The 18,107-nt window shown below is 64.8% G+C and carries 13 protein-coding genes; 5 read left to right on the top strand and 8 right to left on the bottom strand.

Annotated features, from left to right (window positions below; genetic code table 11):
- The 3 genes from LB572_RS09535 to LB572_RS09525 form a co-directional block, all read right to left on the bottom strand.
- Positions 1–804 (bottom strand): homocysteine S-methyltransferase family protein (locus LB572_RS09535; protein WP_224667552.1); only part of this gene is annotated, 804 nt, incomplete at its 3' end.
- Positions 801–3,254 (bottom strand): GcvT family protein, encoded by a 2,454-nt coding sequence (locus LB572_RS09530; protein ID WP_224667551.1) that lies wholly within the window; start codon positions 3,252–3,254, stop codon positions 801–803. The genes LB572_RS09535 and LB572_RS09530, both read right to left, overlap by 4 nt.
- A gap of 99 nt (positions 3,255–3,353) precedes the next feature.
- Entirely contained in the window at positions 3,354–3,896 is a 543-nt protein-coding gene (locus tag LB572_RS09525; protein WP_412033548.1) for a helix-turn-helix domain-containing protein, read from the bottom strand.
- Positions 3,897–4,176: 280 nt separating this feature from the next.
- Here LB572_RS09525 and LB572_RS09520 point away from each other — a divergent pair, with 280 nt between their 5' ends.
- Entirely contained in the window at positions 4,177–4,881 is a 705-nt protein-coding gene (locus LB572_RS09520) for a nitroreductase (RefSeq protein ID WP_224667549.1), read from the top strand.
- Positions 4,882–4,888: 7 nt separating this feature from the next.
- Here the strand turns inward: LB572_RS09520 and LB572_RS09515 are convergent, their stop codons facing one another.
- The 5 genes from LB572_RS09515 to LB572_RS09495 all read right to left on the bottom strand — a co-directional run bounded on the left by LB572_RS09515 (position 4,889) and on the right by LB572_RS09495 (position 11,775).
- Positions 4,889–6,331, bottom strand: a complete 1,443-nt coding sequence (locus LB572_RS09515; protein ID WP_224667548.1) for an MFS transporter — start codon at positions 6,329–6,331, stop codon at positions 4,889–4,891.
- Between the two features lie 291 nt (positions 6,332–6,622).
- Positions 6,623–7,210 (bottom strand): sarcosine oxidase subunit gamma family protein, encoded by a 588-nt coding sequence (gene soxG / locus LB572_RS09510; RefSeq protein ID WP_140801738.1) that lies wholly within the window; start codon positions 7,208–7,210, stop codon positions 6,623–6,625.
- A gap of 7 nt (positions 7,211–7,217) precedes the next feature.
- Positions 7,218–10,226, bottom strand: coding sequence for a sarcosine oxidase subunit alpha (locus LB572_RS09505; protein ID WP_224667546.1), 3,009 nt, complete (start codon positions 10,224–10,226; stop codon positions 7,218–7,220).
- A complete protein-coding gene (locus LB572_RS09500) occupies positions 10,223–10,501 on the bottom strand; it encodes a sarcosine oxidase subunit delta (protein WP_140801669.1) in 279 nt (92 codons plus the stop codon). The genes LB572_RS09505 and LB572_RS09500 overlap by 4 nt, the downstream gene beginning before the upstream one ends.
- Before the next feature lie 14 nt (positions 10,502–10,515).
- Positions 10,516–11,775 (bottom strand): sarcosine oxidase subunit beta, encoded by a 1,260-nt coding sequence (locus LB572_RS09495; protein WP_140801668.1) that lies wholly within the window; start codon positions 11,773–11,775, stop codon positions 10,516–10,518.
- Positions 11,776–11,967: 192 nt separating this feature from the next.
- Between LB572_RS09495 and LB572_RS09490 the strand changes: the two genes are divergently transcribed.
- The 4 genes from LB572_RS09490 (at position 11,968) to LB572_RS09475 (ending at position 18,044) form a co-directional block, all read left to right on the top strand.
- Positions 11,968–14,457: a mechanosensitive ion channel family protein gene (locus LB572_RS09490; RefSeq protein ID WP_224667545.1), complete on the top strand. Its 2,490-nt coding sequence runs from the start codon at positions 11,968–11,970 to the stop codon at positions 14,455–14,457.
- A 291-nt stretch (positions 14,458–14,748) separates the two neighbouring features.
- The gene (locus LB572_RS09485; RefSeq protein WP_095764911.1) at positions 14,749–15,012 is read left to right on the top strand and encodes a hypothetical protein; all 264 of its coding nucleotides are present in this window, start codon (positions 14,749–14,751) and stop codon (positions 15,010–15,012) included.
- 246 nt (positions 15,013–15,258) lie between these two features.
- On the top strand, positions 15,259–16,692 hold the full coding sequence (locus LB572_RS09480) for a UbiA family prenyltransferase (protein ID WP_224667544.1): 1,434 nt from the start codon (positions 15,259–15,261) through the stop codon (positions 16,690–16,692).
- Entirely contained in the window at positions 16,692–18,044 is a 1,353-nt protein-coding gene (locus LB572_RS09475) for an FAD-binding oxidoreductase (RefSeq protein WP_224667543.1), read from the top strand. Before LB572_RS09480 ends, LB572_RS09475 begins: the two co-directional genes overlap by 1 nt.
- The last annotated feature ends 63 nt before the right edge of the window (positions 18,045–18,107 follow it).

The raw sequence follows: 18,107 nt of genomic DNA, 5'->3' as shown, positions 1-18,107 counted from the left end.
GCCGGCGCCGGCATCGACCCAGCCTATGGCCTGGTCCGCATAGGCTTGCGGATCGAGATCGTGGCGGGCGTGCAGCACATCCACCGTCCCGCCATGCTTCAATGCCGCGACCGCGGTGAAGCCATTGGCATAGGCGCCGACCGGCCCGCCCAGGGCGGCGAGTTCGGGCAATGCGGCGGCGATGGCTTCGGGCCGGCAGCAGTTGAGCAGCCGGGCCGCGACCGGCAGGTCGCCGAGGGCGCCGACCGCATCGGCAATGGTCTCGCCGCTGCGCAGGCGCGGCGCGCCATGGTCGGCGAGCGTCCACGACACCCACACCGGCTTGCCGCTTTCAGAGGCCGCGGTGACCGCAGCCCGCGCCTCGTCGGCGGACGCCATGGTTTCGCAGAGGAACAGGTCGACGCCGTCAGCCTGCTCGGCAACGATGCGGCGATAGATGTCGAGCGTGTCCTCGAACGATATGGTCAGCGCCGGCGCGTAGCTGCCGAACAGAGGCGACAGGCAACCGGCGATCGCGGTGTCGCCGGCCTCGTCACGGGCCTGCTTCGCCAGCTCGATGCCGCGCTTCTGCAAAGGCTTGAACAGGTCCTCCGCCCCTTCGCGCGCCAGGCGCTCCGGTGTCGCCGAATAGGTGTTGATGGTGATGACGCGAGCACCCGCCTGGATGAATTCGACATGCAGGTCGCGCACCAGGTCCGGCTCGTCGATCAACACCCTTGCCGACCAAAGCGGCGTCGGCTCGGACTTGCTGCGCCGGACCAGTTCCTGGCCCATGCCGCCATCGGTAAGGATGACGGAGGTCATGCCCGCAACCTCTCATTCTTCGGATCCCACAGCGGCTCGTCGTTCTGGACGATGGCCTTGAAGCGATCGCCAAAGATTTCGACCTCGATCGCCGTGCCCGGCTGCGTGAGATCGGCGCGCAGCATGCCGAGCGCGATCGACTTGCCGACGCGGTGGCCCCAGCCGCCCGACGTCGTCTCGCCGACGATGCTGCCGCCGTGCCAGAGCGTCGACATATAGGGCGCGTCGCAGTCGCCGGGATTTTCGACGACCAGCGTGACGAAGCGCTTCTTCACGCCCTGTTGCTTTTCATTGAGCAGCGCCGCCTTGCCGCGGAAGTCGGGCTTGTCCCATTTGACGAAGCGCTCCAGGCCGCCCTGCAGGATCGAATAGTCGGTCGAAAGGTCGCCCTTCCAGGCCCGGTAGCCTTTTTCCAGCCGCAGCGAATCCAGCGCATACATGCCGAACGGCTTCAGCCCATGCATCTGGCCGGCGGTCCAGACAGCGTCGAAGACCGCAACTGTGTCAGCGACCTTGGTGTGAATTTCCCAGCCGAGTTCGCCGGCGAAGGAGACGCGCACCAGTTTCGCCCAGCGTCCGGCGACGGTCGTCTCCTGATGCGTCAGCCAGGGCAGCGCAAGATCGGCGCTGCAGACTTCGGCCAGTATCTTGCGCGAGTTCGGACCGGCGAGGATCTGGGTCGAGTATTCCTCCGTCCGGTCGGTCAGCGTGAAACCCGCGTCGGCCGGCATCCGCGATTTCAACCATTCGAAATCGTGCCACTGCGCCACCGCCGCGGTGATCAGCGTCATCTGGTCCTCGCCATGGCGCACGACCGACATTTCGGTGACGATGCGGCCCTTGTCGTCCGAGAAGTAGACAAGGCCGATGCGGCCGGGCTTCGGCACCAGGCCGGTGACCTGCCTTGCGAGCCAATCGGCAGCGCCCGGACCTTCGAGATTGAAGCGCGAGAAGCCGGGCAGGTCGAGGATGCCGGCGGCGTCGCGTACGGCAAGGCACTCCTCGCGCACGGCCCGGTGCCAGGGTCCGCCGCGACGGAAGGTCAGCGTCGATTCCTCCGAAGTATTGTCGCCGGGCTTGGCGTACCAGGTGGCGCGCTCCCAGCCATTATAGGCGTCGAACTGGCCGCCCAGCGCCTTGATGCGGTCATGCAGCGGCGACAGCTTGCGATTACGGCCCTCAGGCCAGGCGTGGCGCGGAAACTGGATGGCGTATTCGTTGCCGTAGATCTCCATGCCCTTGGCAACGCAATAGTCGGGCGCCGACGCAAAGCTGGTGAAACGGCGCGGATCGCAGGACCACATGTCCCATTCGGTCTGGCCCTCGGTGACCCATTCGGCCAGCACCTTGCCGGCGCCACCGCCTTGCGCGATGCCGAAGGTGAAGACGCAGGCCTCGAAGGCGTTCGGCACGCCGGGCATCGGCCCAATCAGCGGGTTGCCGTCCGGCGCGTAAGGGATCGGGCCGTTGATCACCTTGGAGAGGCCGGCGGTGCCGAGGATCGGCACGCGGGCGACGGCGTCGGCGAGATAGTGCTCGAGGCGGTCGAGATCGTCGGGGAACAGCTGGAACGAGAAATCCTCCGGCATCGGATCGTTGTGGGTCGCCCAGTGCGCGCGGCAATTGCGCTCATAGGGGCCGAGATTCATGCCGCTCTTTTCCTGGCGCAGGTAATAGGACGTGTCGACGTCGCGCAGCAGCGGCAGTTTTTTCCCCTGCTCCTTCGTCCAGGCGGCGAGCTCGGGGATTTCCTCGAACAATATGTACTGATGGCTCATCACCATCATCGGCACTTCGCGGCCGAACATCTTGCCGACTTCGGCGGCGCGGTAGCCGGCGGCGTTGATCACGATCTCGCAGCGGATCTCGCCCTGCGGTGTTTCGACCACCCATTCGCCATTCTCGCGGCGGACGCCGTTGACCGGGCAGAAGCGGATGATCTTGGCGCCCATGTCGCGCGCGCCCTTGGCGAGCGCCTGCGTCAGCTGCGCCGGGTCGATGTCGCCGTCGCTCGGGTCATAGAGCGCGCCCTTCAGCTCATGCGTCTCGATGAAGGGGTAGCGGCGCTTGATCTCGTCGAGGCCGACGACGTCGATGTCCATGCCCTGGTAGCGGCCCATGCCCTTGGCGCGCTGGAACTCCTGCATGCGTTCCTTGCTGTGGGCCAACCGGAGTGAGCCGGTGACATGGTAGTTCATCGGATAGTCGACCGCGTCGGCGAGACCCCGGTAAAGCTCGGTCGAGTAGCGCTGCATGTTCATCAGCGACCAGGACGAGGAGAAGGTCGGCACGTTGCCGGCGGCATGCCAGGTCGAGCCGGAGGTCAGCTCGTTCTTTTCCAGAAGCACGCAGTCGGTCCAACCCGCCTTGCACAGATGATAGAGCGATGAGCAGCCGACGACACCGCCTCCGATGATCACCACGCGTGCCGTGGACGGCAAACCCGCCATGTTTCTTCCTCCAAGCGTAAGCGCTTCGCGCTTCGATTTTTGTTTTGATGCATATCGTTATCCCAAAACCGCTTCGCGTTTTTGGGCGACATGCATTGGTCAATAGACAGGCGGTGAGACCACCCAGATGACGATCGCCGGCTCCGCGCCAGGATTGCGCCAGCGGAACGGCTTGCCCTCGAAGCGGAACGAGTCGCCTTCGCTAAGACGATGCCAGACGCCGTCGATCTCGATCTCGAACGTGCCCGACGCCACATAGCCCGCTTCTTCCGTCGGACGGCGCGCTTCTGTCTTCAGCTCCGCGCCCGGCGCGAAGACCGAACGCAGCATCTCGAAGCTACCGCCGAGGTCGGGCGACAGAAGCTCCTCCACCAGGCCGGATTCACTTGTGCCAAGCGAACGGCGGCTGCCGGCGCGCACGATCACGCCGCGCTCCTCTTCGACAGGCACATCGTGACTGAAGAACAGGCTGATCGGAACATCGAAGAGGCTGGCGAATGCCCTGAGGTCGCCGAGCGAGGGGATGGAAAGACCGCGCTCGACCTGGCTGACCCAACCGACCGAACGGCCTAACTTGAGCGCAATTTCAGCGAGCGTGAGGCCGCGCGCCTTGCGGAGCGCGCGAATGTCGCGGGCCAGCAGCCGTTCGCCATTGTCCTGCTCCGATTTGGTCGCGGTCGGGGTCAAAGGTTGCTCGTGAAAAAATCTGGATAAATTTCATGAGAGGGTAAAATCATGAAAAAATCAAGGAGATTTTCATAGTCCACAAGATTTGCTTGCGCGTTTTCGGCTGTTGATGCAAAGGCTCGCGCACGAGCGGCGAGTGGGGCGTCCGGTCGGGACCAGTTTTAGCTTATAGTCTGCGGATGGTCGTTAAGGAAACCGGGTTGCGGGTTTCTGGCCATGCCGAAAGGGACGACCCATGCTTGAGAAGAACATCCGGATCGCGTCGGATGCGGAGATCGTCGATGAGGCGATCGTGTCGCGCCGGTCGGTGCGCGCCTTCCTGCCCGATATGGTCGATGACGATGCGATTCGCGCGATCCTTGCCGTCGCGGCACGCGCGCCGTCGGGCACCAACATGCAGCCTTGGCGTGTCTACGTGACCAAGGGCGAGGTCAAGCAGCGCATCAGCGATGCAATCCTCAATTCCGGCATCCGCGCCGAAAAGGTCGAGTGGGACGAATATCGTTATTATCCCGACCAGTTCTTCGAACCATACCTCACGCGTCGCCGGGCCAACGGCTTCGGGCTTTATGGCGCGCTGGGCATCGGCCGCCGCGAGGTCGACAAGATGCGGGCGCAGCACGACCGCAACTTCGTCTTCTTCGACGCGCCGGTCGGCATGATCTTCACGATCGACCGGAGACTGAACCAGGGCTCGTGGATCGACTACGGCATGTTCCTGCAGAACATCATGGTCGCGGCGCGGGGTAGGGGGCTGCATACCTGCCCGCAGGCGGCCTTCGCGCCCTATCATCGCCAGATCAGGCCGGTGCTCGACATTCCCGACGAGGAGATCGTCGTCTGCGGCATGGCGCTCGGCTACGAGGACACATCGAAGCCGGAGAACGAGTTCCGCACCGACCGCGCGCCGCTCGAGGACTGGGTGAGCTTCGCGGAATAATGCCGGCCTAATCGGTGCTCATATGCGCGCCATGGCCGCTGACATGGGCGCCGTCCTGCGGCGTGAGCCGCAGATAGGCCGACAGCGCGCAAAGCGTGATCAGCCCTTCGATGACGAACAGGATGCGATAGTCGTTGACGCTCGCCTTGCCGCCGCCGGCAAGCAGCGACAACAGCGCCGCCGCCAAGCCGACGCTGACCGCCACCGCGAGCTGCCATAAGATGTAATAGAGCGCGCTGAAGCGCGCGAGCTGCTCGGGCACGATGTCCGAATAGGAGAGATTGCCGGTCGAGGCCCATTGCACCGAGCGGAAGACGCCGAAGGTGAAGATGTAGGCAAGCACGATCCAGGCCGGCAGGCTCTCCTGCATCAGGGCAAAGCCCGCGACCAGCAAGGCGACGATCGGTGTGTTGGTGACCAGCACGCGCTTGAAACCGAAGCGGTTCAACAGGCGCGGCATGAAGAAGCGCATCGCCAACGATCCGATCGCGGCGACGAAGGTCAGCGATCCGGCCTGCACCGCGCTCATGCCGAAGCCGAGCTGGAACATCAGCGGCAAGAGAAAGACCACCGAGCTCAGACCGATCGTGTCCAGTGCGCCGCCGGTGAGGAAAGCAATGCGGAAGGTGCGGATGCGCAGCAGGTTGAGGTCGAGCAGCGGGTTGCGCGCGCGCAGGCAGTAGAAGGCGGCAACCGCCAGGATGACGACCGCCAGCCCGAGCTCCATCGCTATGCTGCTCGCCGCCGCATCCTTGGCGGCGACCGAATCCATGCCGAAGACGAGCAGAGCCATGCCGCTGCCGACCAGCAGGAAGCCCGGAAAATCGAAGGGCGTGCGCACCGGCTTGGTCGTCGTGGGGAACATCGAGGCGGCCAGCAGCGCGGCGGTCAGCGCGATCGGGATGTTGATGTAGAAGATCCAGCGCCAGGAGACGTAGGTGGTCAGCGCGCCGCCGACGAGCGGTCCGACCAGCGGCCCGGACTGACCGGCGAGCGAGATATACATGTTGATCTTCAGCGTACGGTCGCGCGGGAAGCTCGACAGGATCACGACCTGGCCGAGCGTGCCCATCAGCGCGCCGCCGCAGCCCTGCAGGGCGCGCGAGCCGACCAGCATCCAGATGTTTTCCGAAAGGCCGCACAGCGCGGAGGCGCTGGCAAAGACCAGCAGCGCGAAGCAATAGACATTGCGCAGCCCGAAGCGGTCGGCCAACCAGCCGCCGAGCGGCATGGTGACGATGAGGCTCGCGACATAGACGGTGATCAAGAGGCCAAGCTGGCTTGGCGGGCGATCGAGGCTCTCGCCTATGCCCGGAAGTGCCGTCACTACGACATTCTGGTCGAGGCTGGTCATGAACACGCCGCAGGCGACGGTCGCCGGCAACAGCATCGACGGACCGCCCGCTGGAGCAAAGCGGGTCGTGGCCGTCGCCGAAGTCTCAACAGTCATGGAAGGGTATGGTCGAACTGGTTGCCTGAGCGGACGTTTGCCCCTGGCAAACGCCGATGATTCCTTATCTATCATCCCTGCTGGCCCAACGCTCAAGCAGCAGTTGTGGCGGTTCATAATGCCAGAATACCGGCTGGACCAAAGGTGTGTTGATATTCAGGTGAGACCGGCCTGCAAATGCCGGGTTCCTGCACTTCCGGTGCTCACATACTCAAGTACGCTCCGCTCCGGTTCTCGGAACCCGCCATTTTCGGCTCGGCCTGACCTGAATCTCAACACACCTTAGGTGCTCTACTGCACCTCGTAGCCGACTTCCTCCGAGGCGTGGCACAAGGCCTTCCAGAAGGAGCGCGCGAAGGAGCGGAAGACGTAGATGTCGAACTGGTCGGCGCCCGTGCGCTGAATCTGGGCGAAGACGTCGTGATGGTTGGTCGAACGCCCGGCGCCGAGCGGGAAGGCCGGCAAGGTGAAGTCGATGGCGAAGAATTTCGCCATCACCCATTCCGCCTTCGGGCCGGCGATGCGGATCGCGGTGCGGCCATGCGACAGGTCGGTGAGCGTGCCGATGGCCGGCGTGATCGATCCGGCGAAGGCCTGCGCCAGGCCCTCGGCCTCGTCCACCACGGTGAATTTCCCCGGCGCGAAGCCGAAAACGGCGCGGGCGCCGCTGCTCACGCCGCCGCCGGCGCCGTCTGGCAGAGCGAGCCCGGTGACCTTGCGGATGATTTCGATCAGCCGCTTCTCTTCGCCCGGCCAGGCGGCGAGCTGCAAGATCGAGCCCGGGCGCGTCTCGGACAGGATGACATCGACGCCATGTTCGAAATTGCCGTGCGAACCCGGATGGTACTCCGGCTCGAGCGGCGACTGGCGTTCGGGCAACTGGTGCTCAGCCATGCATGCGGCTCCCGTCCGGATCGTAGAAATGGTTGGAAACGATCTCGACCGGCCCGAACCGGTTGCGCAGCGGATCGGAGACGAAGGCGCGGGTCCCGTGACGCGCCTTGCCGCCCTCGACCAGGGCCAGCGCGATGTACTTGCCCAGCGCCGGCGAATAGCAGCAGGCGGTGATGTGGCCGAGCGAGTCGTGCGGATTGGCCTCGTCCAGTTCCTCGACGATATGCCCGCCGCCGTTGAGCGCTCGGTTGTCGAGCGCGATCACCCCGACCAGCTCCAGCCGGTCGGAGCCGATCAGGCCCTCCCGGTCCATCATGGCCGAGCCGATGAAGGGCTTCTTCTTCGACAGCATCCAATCGAGATGGAGGTCGCGCGCGGTGGTGCGGCCGTCGATCTCGGCGCCGGTGACATGACCCTTCTCGATGCGCATCGTGCCCAGTGCCTCGAGTCCGTAGGTGACCAGGCCGAAAGGCTTGCCGGCCTCGATCAAGGCCTCCCAGACGCGGGTGCCGTAGCCGGCGCCCGAATAGACCTCGAACGCCATTTCGCCGGAGAAGGACAGCCGGCAGATCATCACCGGAACGCTGGCGATCCGGCCATGGACGATGCCCATGAAGGGCAGGCTGGCGTTGTCGACTGCGGTGCCGGTGACGCAGGAAGCGAGTATGGCGCGCGCGTTCGGTCCTCCGATCGCCGCACCCGCCCATTCATCGGTGACGGAGGTGACGGTGACCTTCAGCTCCGGCCAGATGACGTCGAGGAAATATTCCAGATGCTGCATCACCTTGCCGGCATTGGCGGTGGTGGTGGTCATCAGGAAGTCCTGTTCGCCGAGCCGCCAGGTGGTGCCGTCGTCGAAGGCAAGCCCGTCCTCGCGCAGCATCAGGCCGTAGCGGGCCTTGCCGACCGCGAGCGTGGAAAACATGTTGGTGTAGACGCGGTCGAGGAACTCGGCCGCGTCCGGTCCCTGCACGGCGATCTTGCCCAGCGTCGACACATCGACGATGCCGGCGCTGTCGCGCGTGGCTCGTGCTTCACGCACATAGGCCTGCTCGACCGTCTCGCCGGCGAGGCCGTAGATCATCGGCCGGTACCAGAGGCCCGCGGAATACATTCTTGCGCCATTGGCGAGGTGCCAGTCATGCATCGGCGTCAGCCGCTCGGGCTTGAGGTCGCCGAAGCGTTCGGCGGCGAGCGAACCGATCGACACCGCCGTGTAGGGCGGGCGGAAGCGCGTCGTGCCGACTTCGGGGATCGGCTTGCCGAGCGCCTCGGCCATGATGGCCAGGCCCGGCACGTTGGAGTTCTTGCCCTGGTCGGTCGCCATGCCAAGCGTGGTGTAGCGCTTCAGATGCTCGACCGAGACGAAGCCTTCGCGATGCGCGAGCCGCACGTCCTCGGCGGTCACATCGTGCTGGAAGTCGACAAAACTCTTGCCCTTGGCCTTGATCTCGAAGACCGGCGCCGGATCGGGGTCGCCGGGGGCCGCCTCGACGACGGGCAGGGGAGCGGATGAAGCCGCGCCGCCAGCCGCCTGAAGGCCGGCCGCGCGGCCTTCGGCGATGGCTTCGGCAGTCGAAAAACTGCCGGTGAAGGCGCCGGCGCCGATCCATTGCTGATTTGGCCTGCGCTGCGTCGGCTTCGGCGGCAGGAAGGCTTGTCTCGCCGGATCCCATTCGGCCTTCGCGCCGACCTGGCTGGCAAGGTGGATGGTCGGCGACCAGCCGCCGGACATCAGAAGGCTGTCGGCATGGATGCTGCGTTCGTCGCCGCTCAGCGCCCCGCCCGTGGCGTCGAAGCGCTGCACCTTGAGGCCGGTGAGGGCCTTGCCGCCTTCGGTCGCGACCACGGCATGGCCGGCGAGCAGCTCGGCTTCCGCATCGCTCGCCAGCCGGCGCATCTCGTTCGAGACGTCGGCGCGGACATCGATGATGGCAACGACCGCGGCGCCGGCCTTCTTCAAGGCGACGGCCGAGCGGTAGGCGCTGTCATTGTTGGTGAAGAGCGCGATGCGCTGCCCAGGCAGCACGCCATATTCAACGGCATAACGTTCGGCCGCATGCGCCAACATGACGCCCGGACGATCGTTGCCCGGGAAGACCAGCGGCCGCTCGAAGGAGCCGGTGGCAAGAACCACCGTGCCGGCGCGGATCGCCCAGTAGCGCTGGCGCGGCTCGCCTTTGGCGGCGACTTCCTTGTGGTCGGTCACCCGTTCCAGCGCGGCCAGCGTGTTGCCGTCGTAATAGCCCCACACCGTGGTGCGCGGCAAAAGGCGGACATTGTCGTTGCCTTCGAGCTGCCCGACGGCGCGCTGAGCCCAGTCGGCGGCATGCATGCCGTCGATGGTTTCGCCCGACCAGTTGGCGGAGCCGCCGAAATTGGCTTCGAGATCGGCGAGAATGACGCGGGCGCCCTGATCGGCGGCGGCCTTCGCCGCCATCAGGCCGGCCGGGCCGGAGCCGACGACCAGGACGTCGCAAAATGCGTTCATGCGCTCGTAGCGCGCTGGGTCATGGGCGGTGCCAGCCTTGCCGAGGCCGGCGGCGCGGCGAATGAAATGCTCGCAGAACATCCAGAAGCGCGTGCCCTTCAGCGGTCCGACCACCGGTCCCATGAAGGTCTTGTAATAGAAGCCGGCCGACAGGATCTTGCCGCCGAGCTGGTTGAGGGCGCCGATGTCCCAGGCGAGCGAAGGCGTGCGGTTCTGGCTGACGGCGACGAGCCCGTCGTAGATCTCGACCATGGTGGCGGCAATGTTGGGCTCGCGCACTTCGCCGCGCAGCACCGTCACCAGCGCGTTCGGCTCCTCGACGCCGGCGGCGAGCAGGCCGCGCGGGCGATGGTATTTGAAGGAGCGGCCGAACAGCGTCATGCCATTGGCGAGCAGCGCCGAGGCCAGCGTGTCGCCGGCATGGCCTGTATAGGGCGAGCCGTCGAAGGTGAAGCGGATGGTGCGCAGCCGGTCGATCCGGCCGCCGGTCTCGGTGCGGCGCGGGCTCACGAGCGGCCCTCCGTCTTGTGGCCGCCACGCGCGAAGGCGGTGCTCAGGATCTCATGCGTTACGGTGTTGCGCACGACCCTCAGATGCGCGCGGCAGCCGCCGGAATGCTGCCAGATCTCATTGTGGTCGCCGGCCGGGTTCAGCCGGTCGTAGACATAGGCATTCCAGGCGTCGAGGTTCTGCGAGGCGGGCTGCGGCCGCTCGCGGTTGCCGTCGCCCTGGTAGGTGAATTCGATGACGTCGCGCGGCCCGCAATAGGGACAGGTGATAAGCATTCTCTTTCAAAACCCTAATGCAGCCGCGGGTTCGCGCCCTGGCCTTTGTCGTCGATGATCAAGCCACGATAAAAGCGGTCGAGCGTGAAGGGCGCGTTGAATTCGTGCGGCTCGTCCTTGGCTATTGTGTAGGCAAAGCACCAGCCGGAGGCGGGTGTCGCCTTGAAGCCGCCGTAACACCAGCCGCAATTGAGATACATGCCCGGCAGCGGACCGGCGGTGATGATCGGCGAGCCGTCCATCGTCATGTCGCACAGTCCGCCCCAGGAGCGCAGCATGCGCACCCGGGCCAGGCCGGGGAACAGCGCCAGCATCTCGCTCATCACCTCATCGACGATCGGCAGGCTGCCGCGCTGGGCGTAGCTGTTGTAGCCGTCGAGGTCGCCGCCATAGACCAGGCCGCCCTTGTCGGACTGCGAAATGTAGAAATGGCCCATGCCGAAGGTGAGAACTGTGTCGACGACGGGCTTCAGCGATTCCGAAACGAAGGCCTGCAGCACATGGCTTTCGATCGGCATGTGCGAAATGCCGGCAAGCTGCATGACCTGACCCGTGCTGCCGGCAACCGCAAGCGCGACCTTCTTGGCGCGGATTTCGCCGCGCGTGGTCGAAACGCCGGTGATGCGGCCGCCATCGCGCAGGAAGCCGGTGACCTCGCAATTCTCGATGATGTCGACGCCGCGCCGGTCGGCGCCGCGCGCATAGCCCCAGGCGACCGCGTCGTGCCGGGCGGTGCCGGCACGCGGCTGCATCAGTCCGCCAAGAACCGGGAAGCGCGCCGAACCCGAGACGTCCAGCGCCGGCACAAGCCGCTTGATCTGGTCGACATTCATCAGTTCGGCGTCGACGCCGAGATGGCGCATGGCGTTGCCGCGCCTTGCATAATCGTCGAGCTGGGCGGGCGTGTGCGCGAGGTTCAGGCAGCCGCGCTGCGAGAACATGACGTTGTAGTTGAGGTCGTGCGAGAGGTTCTCCCACAGCTTCATCGAATGCTCGTAGAAGCGGGTATTCTGCGGCAAAAGATAATTGGAGCGCACAGCGGTGGTGTTGCGGCCGACATTGCCGGAGCCGAGCCAGCCTTTTTCCAGCACCGCGACATTGGTGATGCCGTGTTCCTTGGCAAGGTAATAGGCGGTCGAGAGGCCATGGCCGCCGCCGCCGATGACGATCACGTCATAGGACGCCTTGGGATCCGGCTTGCGCCAGGCGGGCTTCCAATCCTTGTTGCCGGTCAGCGCGTTCTTGAGCAGCGAAAAGGCTGAATATTCCGCCATTCTTTCTATCGTCCTTATGATGCGAGGCGGCAGACTATAGAGCAGGCGGGAGGCGCAAAGCCAAGATTGCGCCATCGCTTTTCGACAGGCCGACTCCCACCGACACGATCGGGACGGCTTGCCGCCCGATATGCCGGTCTTTATCAAGGGCGGAAATTCGAGAATTTTCGGCCGCGAGTCGCCAACAAAGTCATGTCCTTCCGCCTGCTGCGCCTGATCCTGGTCATCATCGTCGCTGTCTTCGGGCAGCCGGCGCTCGAGGCGTCGGCGCAGGCGATCGGCCATGGTTCGTCGCAGCTCATCGCCGATCAGACCAAGGTCATCCAGGACCTGACGGCCAAGACCGATAGCCTGGAGAAGAAACTGAGCGACCCCGACCAGGACGATGCGGGGCTCGTCGACATCCGGTTGCAGCTCGAGGATATTTCGCGAGCGGCGCTGAACAGCGCGCTGGCGTTCCGGCAGCGCCTCACCGACATCAACAATCGTGTCGAGGTGCTCGGCCCGCCGCCGGCCCAAGGGCAGCCCCCTGAGCCGGTGATCGTCAGCAACGAGCGCAGCGCGCTCTCCTCGGAAAAGGCCCAGATCAACGCGGTCATCGCCAGCGCGCAAAACCTGTCGATCCGCGTCAACGGGCTGGTCGACAAGATCGCAGCCATGCGCAGCGAGCTTTTCCGCAGCGTCATCACCAAGCACTACGACCTGACCGAAGCTCTGAGCCCGCAGGCCCTTTCCGACGCGCATGACCAGTTCACGGGCCTCTACAAGGCGGTGTCGTCCTGGTTGAGCTTCGCCGTCAGGTTCAAGTTCCAGGCGATCCTTGCGGCGACGCTCATGGCGTTGGCGCTGGCGGCCGTGCTGTTGATCGGCGGCAGGCGCCTGTTCGGCCGCATATTCGAGGCCGACCCGGCGGTCGAGGATCCGTCCTATCTCAGCCGCCTGTCGGTGGCCTTCTGGTCGACGCTGCTGCCGACCCTGGCGCTCGGCGTCTTCTTCGCCTCGGCTGTGTTCTTCTTCAATTATTACAATGTGCTGCGTGGCGATATCGGCACGTTCCTCAACGCCTTGCTGACGGTGATCGGCATGGTGTTCTGCGTCAACCGGCTGACCAACGCGGCGCTCGAACCGCGGCTGCCCAATTGGCGGCTGATCCCGGTCGCGACCGGTCCCGCGCGCTGGCTCGTCGGGCTAACGACCGCAATGGCGCTGGTGCTCGGGTTCAATTACTTCCTGTCGGTCGTCAACGAGAAGATGGGTTCGCCGCTTTCGCTGACGATCGCCAGGGGCTTTGTCGCCACCATCATCGTCGGGGTCATCCTGATCCTGATGGGACTGCTGCGGCCGTTCAGGGCGGCCGACGGCTCATGGCGCCCCTGGCCGGCATGGCTTCGCTTCCTTGCCATCGGGCTCGGCCTGTTCACCATTGCCGCGGCGCTGCTTGGCTATATCGGCCTTGCGCTTTTCGTCTCGTTCCAGGTCGTGGTGACCGGCACCGTCCTGGTGACCGCCTATATCGGCTTCCTGTCGGCGCGCGCGATCGGGGAGGAGGGCGGCTTTGCCGATACTTCGGTAGGGCGATGGCTTTCGGAAAACTCCAGCTATGAGGATACCGCCCTCGACCAGCTCGGCCTGGTCGTCAGCATCGCCATCAACCTGATGATTGTGCTGGTGTTCCTGCCGTTGATCCTTTTGATGTGGGGCTTCCAGCCCGGCGATATCGAGGCCTGGGCCTACAAGCTGGCTACCGGCGTCGCGATCGGTTCGGTGACCATCTCCTTCCTCGGCATCCTCAGCGGCATCGTCGTCTTCGTCATCGGCTATTTCCTGACGCGCTGGTTCCAGGGCTGGCTGGACGGCTCGGTGATGGCGCGCGGCAAGGTCGATGCCGGCGTGCGAAATTCGATCCGTCTTGGCGTCGGCTATGCCGGCGTGGCGGTTGCCGGCCTAGTCGGCATCTCGGCCGCGGGCATCGATCTTTCCAATCTGGCACTGGTTGCCGGCGCGCTTTCGCTGGGTATCGGCTTCGGCCTGCAGAACGTGGTCTCGAATTTCGTCTCGGGCCTGATCCTGCTTGCCGAGCGACCGTTCAAGGTCGGCGACTGGATCGTCGCGGGCGACGTCAGCGGCACGGTGCGGAAGATCAGCGTGCGCGCCACCGAGATCGAGACCTTCCAGCGCCAGGCGGTGATCCTGCCCAACTCGAACCTGATCAACAATGCGGTCGGCAACTGGACGCATCGCAACAAGCTTGGGCGCATCGACATTAAGGTCGGCGTCGCCTATGGCAGCGAGGTCAAGCGGGTCCATGCCATCCTGATGGATATCGCGCGCGCCCACCCGATGGTGCTGAAGAATCCCGAGCCGTTCGTTCTCTTCGCCAATTTTGGACTTGCCGCGCTCGAATTCGAAATCCGCGTGTTCGTCGCCGACATCATGAACGGCAGCGTCGTGCAGAACGACATCCGCTTCGCCATCTTCGACATCTTCGAGGAGGAGCGGATCGAGATCCCGTCGACGCCCCGGGCGGTTGTCGAGAGCAAGAAGCACGAAGCCTGGCCGATCGACGACGACAAGATCGAGGCCGAATTCGCCGAGCGCCAAAGGCTGGAAGCGGAAGCCGCGGCCGAGCGGGAGCGGCTCGCCAAGCTGAAGCGGAGGGGCCGCAAGCCCGACCCGGGCTGAGGTGCATCGACATTCGGGTGAGGCCGGCCTGCAAATGACGGTTTCCTGCGCTTCCGGTGCTCACATACTTGAAGTACGCTCCGCTCCGGTTCTCGGAACTCGCCATTTTCGACCCGGCCGGCCCGAAGCTCGACACACCTTCGGCGACGTTGTCTGCGATACCGAAACCGATTGTGGCATGAATGCGGCATTCAGTTGCGGTTCAGGTAACATCTCATATAAGCTTCGATGCAAAGGGCGAGAATGCCTTGCAAACTTGAACAGAGGCGGTGTGCAAACACCGGAATTGCAATGTGGAAGTCTGTCGTTGCCGCCATCGCTTTGCTGGCCCTGGGCGGTTCGGCTTTCGCCGCCAGCGCGATCAACAGGGACGCTCAGACGCGGACCCTGGTCGTGACCGAAGGCGGCGCCAAGAGCGAGCTGACGCTTGCCGCCGGCGAGACGGTGGAGTTCTGCTCGAGCGGCTGCTTCGTCACCCTGCCCAATGGCGACCTCGAAGCCCTGACCGGCTCGGAGACGGTCGAAATCTCGGGCGGCGCGGCCCGTATCAAGTAAACTTCACCGCAAGATTGGCAAAGGCCGGACCGATGTCCGGCCTTTTATCGTTTCCGGTAGCCGACGCTTAACGATGACGTCGAAAAACCGGTATGGCAGCGCGCCGCAACCGAGCGTTTTAACGTTCGCTGCGTCATGACCCGCTATATCCGACCCGAGGACGCCGGCATACGGCGTGGGTTGAGTTGGCGCATGATCTTTCCGTGATCGGAATTTCGGGATCCTGCGCTCGATCGGGGCAGGACAATGGACGCGAGGTCGGACAGGAACGCAATTCCGCTTGCGGTCGATCTCGACGGTACGCTGATTGCAACGGACCTTCTGTGGGAAGGCCTGTTCATCCTGCTCAAGAAAAACCCGCTCTATCTCTTTCTCCTGCCTCTGTGGCTGACCGGCGGCCCGGCACGGCTGAAGCAGGAGATCGCCAGGCGCGTCGACATGGACCCGGCCTCGCTGCCTTACCGTCAGGACCTGCTTGACCGGCTGCGCGCCGAGCACCGGGAGGGCCGCAAGATCGTGCTGGCGACGGGAACGCCGCGCAAATTCGCGGAGGCGATCGCGGCGCATCTCGGTATCTTCGATCATGTGTTGGCGACCGACGGCCCGCACAACATGACCTCCGGCAGGAAATGCGCAGCGCTTGTCGCCGCCTATGGCGACGCAGGCTTCGACTATGCCGGCAACAGCCGCCACGATCTCAAAGTGTTCGACGCCGCGCGCAACGCGCTCGTGGTGGCGCCCGACCGCAGCGCGCGGCGCTGGCAGGCGGCGCATCAAGCCGAGGCCATGCCGGCGCCGAAGCCGACGCTGAGGACCTACGTCAAGATGCTGCGCATGCATCAGTGGCTGAAGAACTCGCTGATCGCCGTGCCGATGGTGCTGTCACACGAATATTTCAATCCGGACATGATATGGCAGTGCCTGCTGGCGTTCGTCTCTTTCAGCGCCGTGGCGTCCGCCATCTATATCCTCAACGATTTCTTCGACCTGGCGCTGGACCGCAAGCACCCGACAAAACGCAACCGGCCTTTCGCCAGCGGCGCGCTGTCCATTCCGTTCGGTCTCGGCGCGATCGCCGGGCTGCTTGCGATCGGCATCGCCGCAAGCCTCTTCCTTCCGATCGAGTTCCTCGGCGTGCTTTTGGGCTACATGGCCGTCACCACCGCCTATTCGCTGTCGTTCAAGCGCATGCTGCTCGTCGATGTGCTGACGCTCGCCGGCCTCTACACGATCCGCGTGCTGGCGGGTGCGGCCGCCACCGGCGTCGATGTCTCCTTCTGGCTGCTCGCCTTCTCGATCTTCTTCTTCCTGTCGCTGGCGCTGGTGAAGCGCTTCGTCGAACTGCGCACCACTGCCATTCCTCCAGGCGAGCGCATCGCCGGCCGCGGCTATCGCACCGAGGACCAGGAGATCGTCGCCCAGGCCGGCATGGCGTCGGCTTTCTCGTCGGCGATGGTCCTGGCGCTCTATATGGACAGCCCGGCGGTGCGCGAGCTCTATCCGCATCCGTGGCTGATATGGCCGCTGGCGCCGATCGTGCTTTACCTGACGATGCGCGTCTGGATCCTCGCCCGGCGCGACGAGATGCATGACGACCCGGTCGTCTTCATCATCCGTGACTGGCGCAGCCAGATCGTCGTCGCCATCGGCGCGGTCTTCCTCGTCGCCGGAGGCTGGTGATGGGGCGGGAGCGCTTCGGCAGCTTCGGACTGGCGGCCCCGCCGGCGCGCAAGGCGATCACGGCGGACGAGGCGATCGCCATTCTGAAAAAGGGCGTGGCGACGCCGGAATCGCTGCTCGGCTATGGCAATGGCCGCTCCTATGGCGACAGCTGCCAGAACGATGCCGGCATGGTGGTCGATATGCGGCCGCTCAACCGCATCCGTTCCTTCAACGCCGAGACCGGCGTGCTCGAAGCGGATGCCGGCACGCTGCTTTGCGACATCATCGCTTTTGCCGCACCCCACGGCTTCTTTCCGGCCGTGGTTCCAGGCACGCAGTTCGTGACGCTGGGCGGCGCGATCGCCAATGACGTCCACGGCAAGAACCATCATCGGCGCGGCACCTTCGGCTGCCATGTCGAGGCCTTGACGCTGCTCCGGTCCGACGGACGAACCTATCATTGCTCGGCAACCGACAATGTCCGCCTTTTCGGGGCAACGATCGGCGGCATGGGCCTGACCGGGCTGATCCTGTCGGCATCGATCAAGCTGATGCGGGTGCCCTCGCTCGACATAGCCGAAAAGGCGACGCGGTTTCGCGATCTCGGCGAATTCTTCGATCTTGCCGAGGCGGCCGACCAGGCCAACGAATATGCCGTCGCCTGGATCGACCAGCTTGCCGGCGGCCACGGGCGCGGGCGCGGGCTTTTGTTCACCGGCAATCATGCCGAGCACGGCTCGCACGCCGCCGCCAATGCCGGCAGCCGGCTTTCCGTGCCGGTGCAGCAGCCATTCAATATGCTGAACCGGCCTTTCCTTACCGTCTTCAATGCGGCCTATCGCTGGAAAAAGGGCAAGTCCGAGGCTCCGCGCCAGGCGAGCTATCAGGGCTTCTTCTTTCCGCTCGACGGCGTCCGCGACTGGAACCGGCTCTACGGGCCGCGCGGGCTTTTCCAGCACCAGAGCGTGGTGCCGGACGAAGATGCCCGTCGCATCGTCCCGGCGTTGCTCGAGGCTGCGCGGCGGGCGGGCGAGGGATCGTTCCTGACGGTGCTCAAGCGCTTCGGCGACGTCCGCTCGCCGGCGCTGCTGTCGTTCCCACGGCCGGGTTACACGCTGACGCTCGATTTCCCCAACCGGGGCGAAAGGACGTTGCGGCTGCTCGCCGAGCTCGACCGCATCACGGTCGAGGCGGGCGGGGCGGTGAACCCCTACAAGGACGCCCGGATGGGGCCTGAGATATTCGCCGTGTCGTTCCCTCAATGGCAGCAGCTGGAGGCGCTCCGCGACCCGGCTTTCCTGTCGGGTTTCTGGGCGCGGACGGCGAAAAGACTGGATGTAACGAGAGGAGTTTCGGAAGCTGCGGAATAGATAAAAGTCGAATAAATCGTGGTAAATGAAACGTTGCGCCGTGGTTTACGCAAAACACCGTCC

This window comes from Mesorhizobium sp. BH1-1-5, assembly GCF_020165615.1.
Classification (GTDB): domain Bacteria; phylum Pseudomonadota; class Alphaproteobacteria; order Rhizobiales; family Rhizobiaceae; genus Mesorhizobium.
The sequence above is the reverse complement of the archived record's forward strand: the minus strand, read 5'-3'. Positions and strand labels throughout refer to the sequence as shown.

What these genes read in the sequence shown, in the direction of transcription:
- LB572_RS09530 (WP_224667551.1), bottom strand. Translation starts at nt 3,254, where the DNA reads ATGGCGGGTTTGCCGTCCACGGCACGCGTGGTGATCATCGGAGGCGGT.
- LB572_RS09520 (WP_224667549.1), top strand. Translation starts at nt 4,177, where the DNA reads ATGCTTGAGAAGAACATCCGGATCGCGTCGGATGCGGAGATCGTCGAT.
- LB572_RS09515 (WP_224667548.1), bottom strand. Translation starts at nt 6,331, where the DNA reads ATGACTGTTGAGACTTCGGCGACGGCCACGACCCGCTTTGCTCCAGCG.
- LB572_RS09500 (WP_140801669.1), bottom strand. Translation starts at nt 10,501, where the DNA reads ATGCTTATCACCTGTCCCTATTGCGGGCCGCGCGACGTCATCGAATTC.
- LB572_RS09495 (WP_140801668.1), bottom strand. Translation starts at nt 11,775, where the DNA reads ATGGCGGAATATTCAGCCTTTTCGCTGCTCAAGAACGCGCTGACCGGC.
- LB572_RS09490 (WP_224667545.1), top strand. Translation starts at nt 11,968, where the DNA reads ATGTCCTTCCGCCTGCTGCGCCTGATCCTGGTCATCATCGTCGCTGTC.
- LB572_RS09485 (WP_095764911.1), top strand. Translation starts at nt 14,749, where the DNA reads ATGTGGAAGTCTGTCGTTGCCGCCATCGCTTTGCTGGCCCTGGGCGGT.
- LB572_RS09480 (WP_224667544.1), top strand. Translation starts at nt 15,259, where the DNA reads ATGGACGCGAGGTCGGACAGGAACGCAATTCCGCTTGCGGTCGATCTC.
- LB572_RS09475 (WP_224667543.1), top strand. Translation starts at nt 16,692, where the DNA reads ATGGGGCGGGAGCGCTTCGGCAGCTTCGGACTGGCGGCCCCGCCGGCG.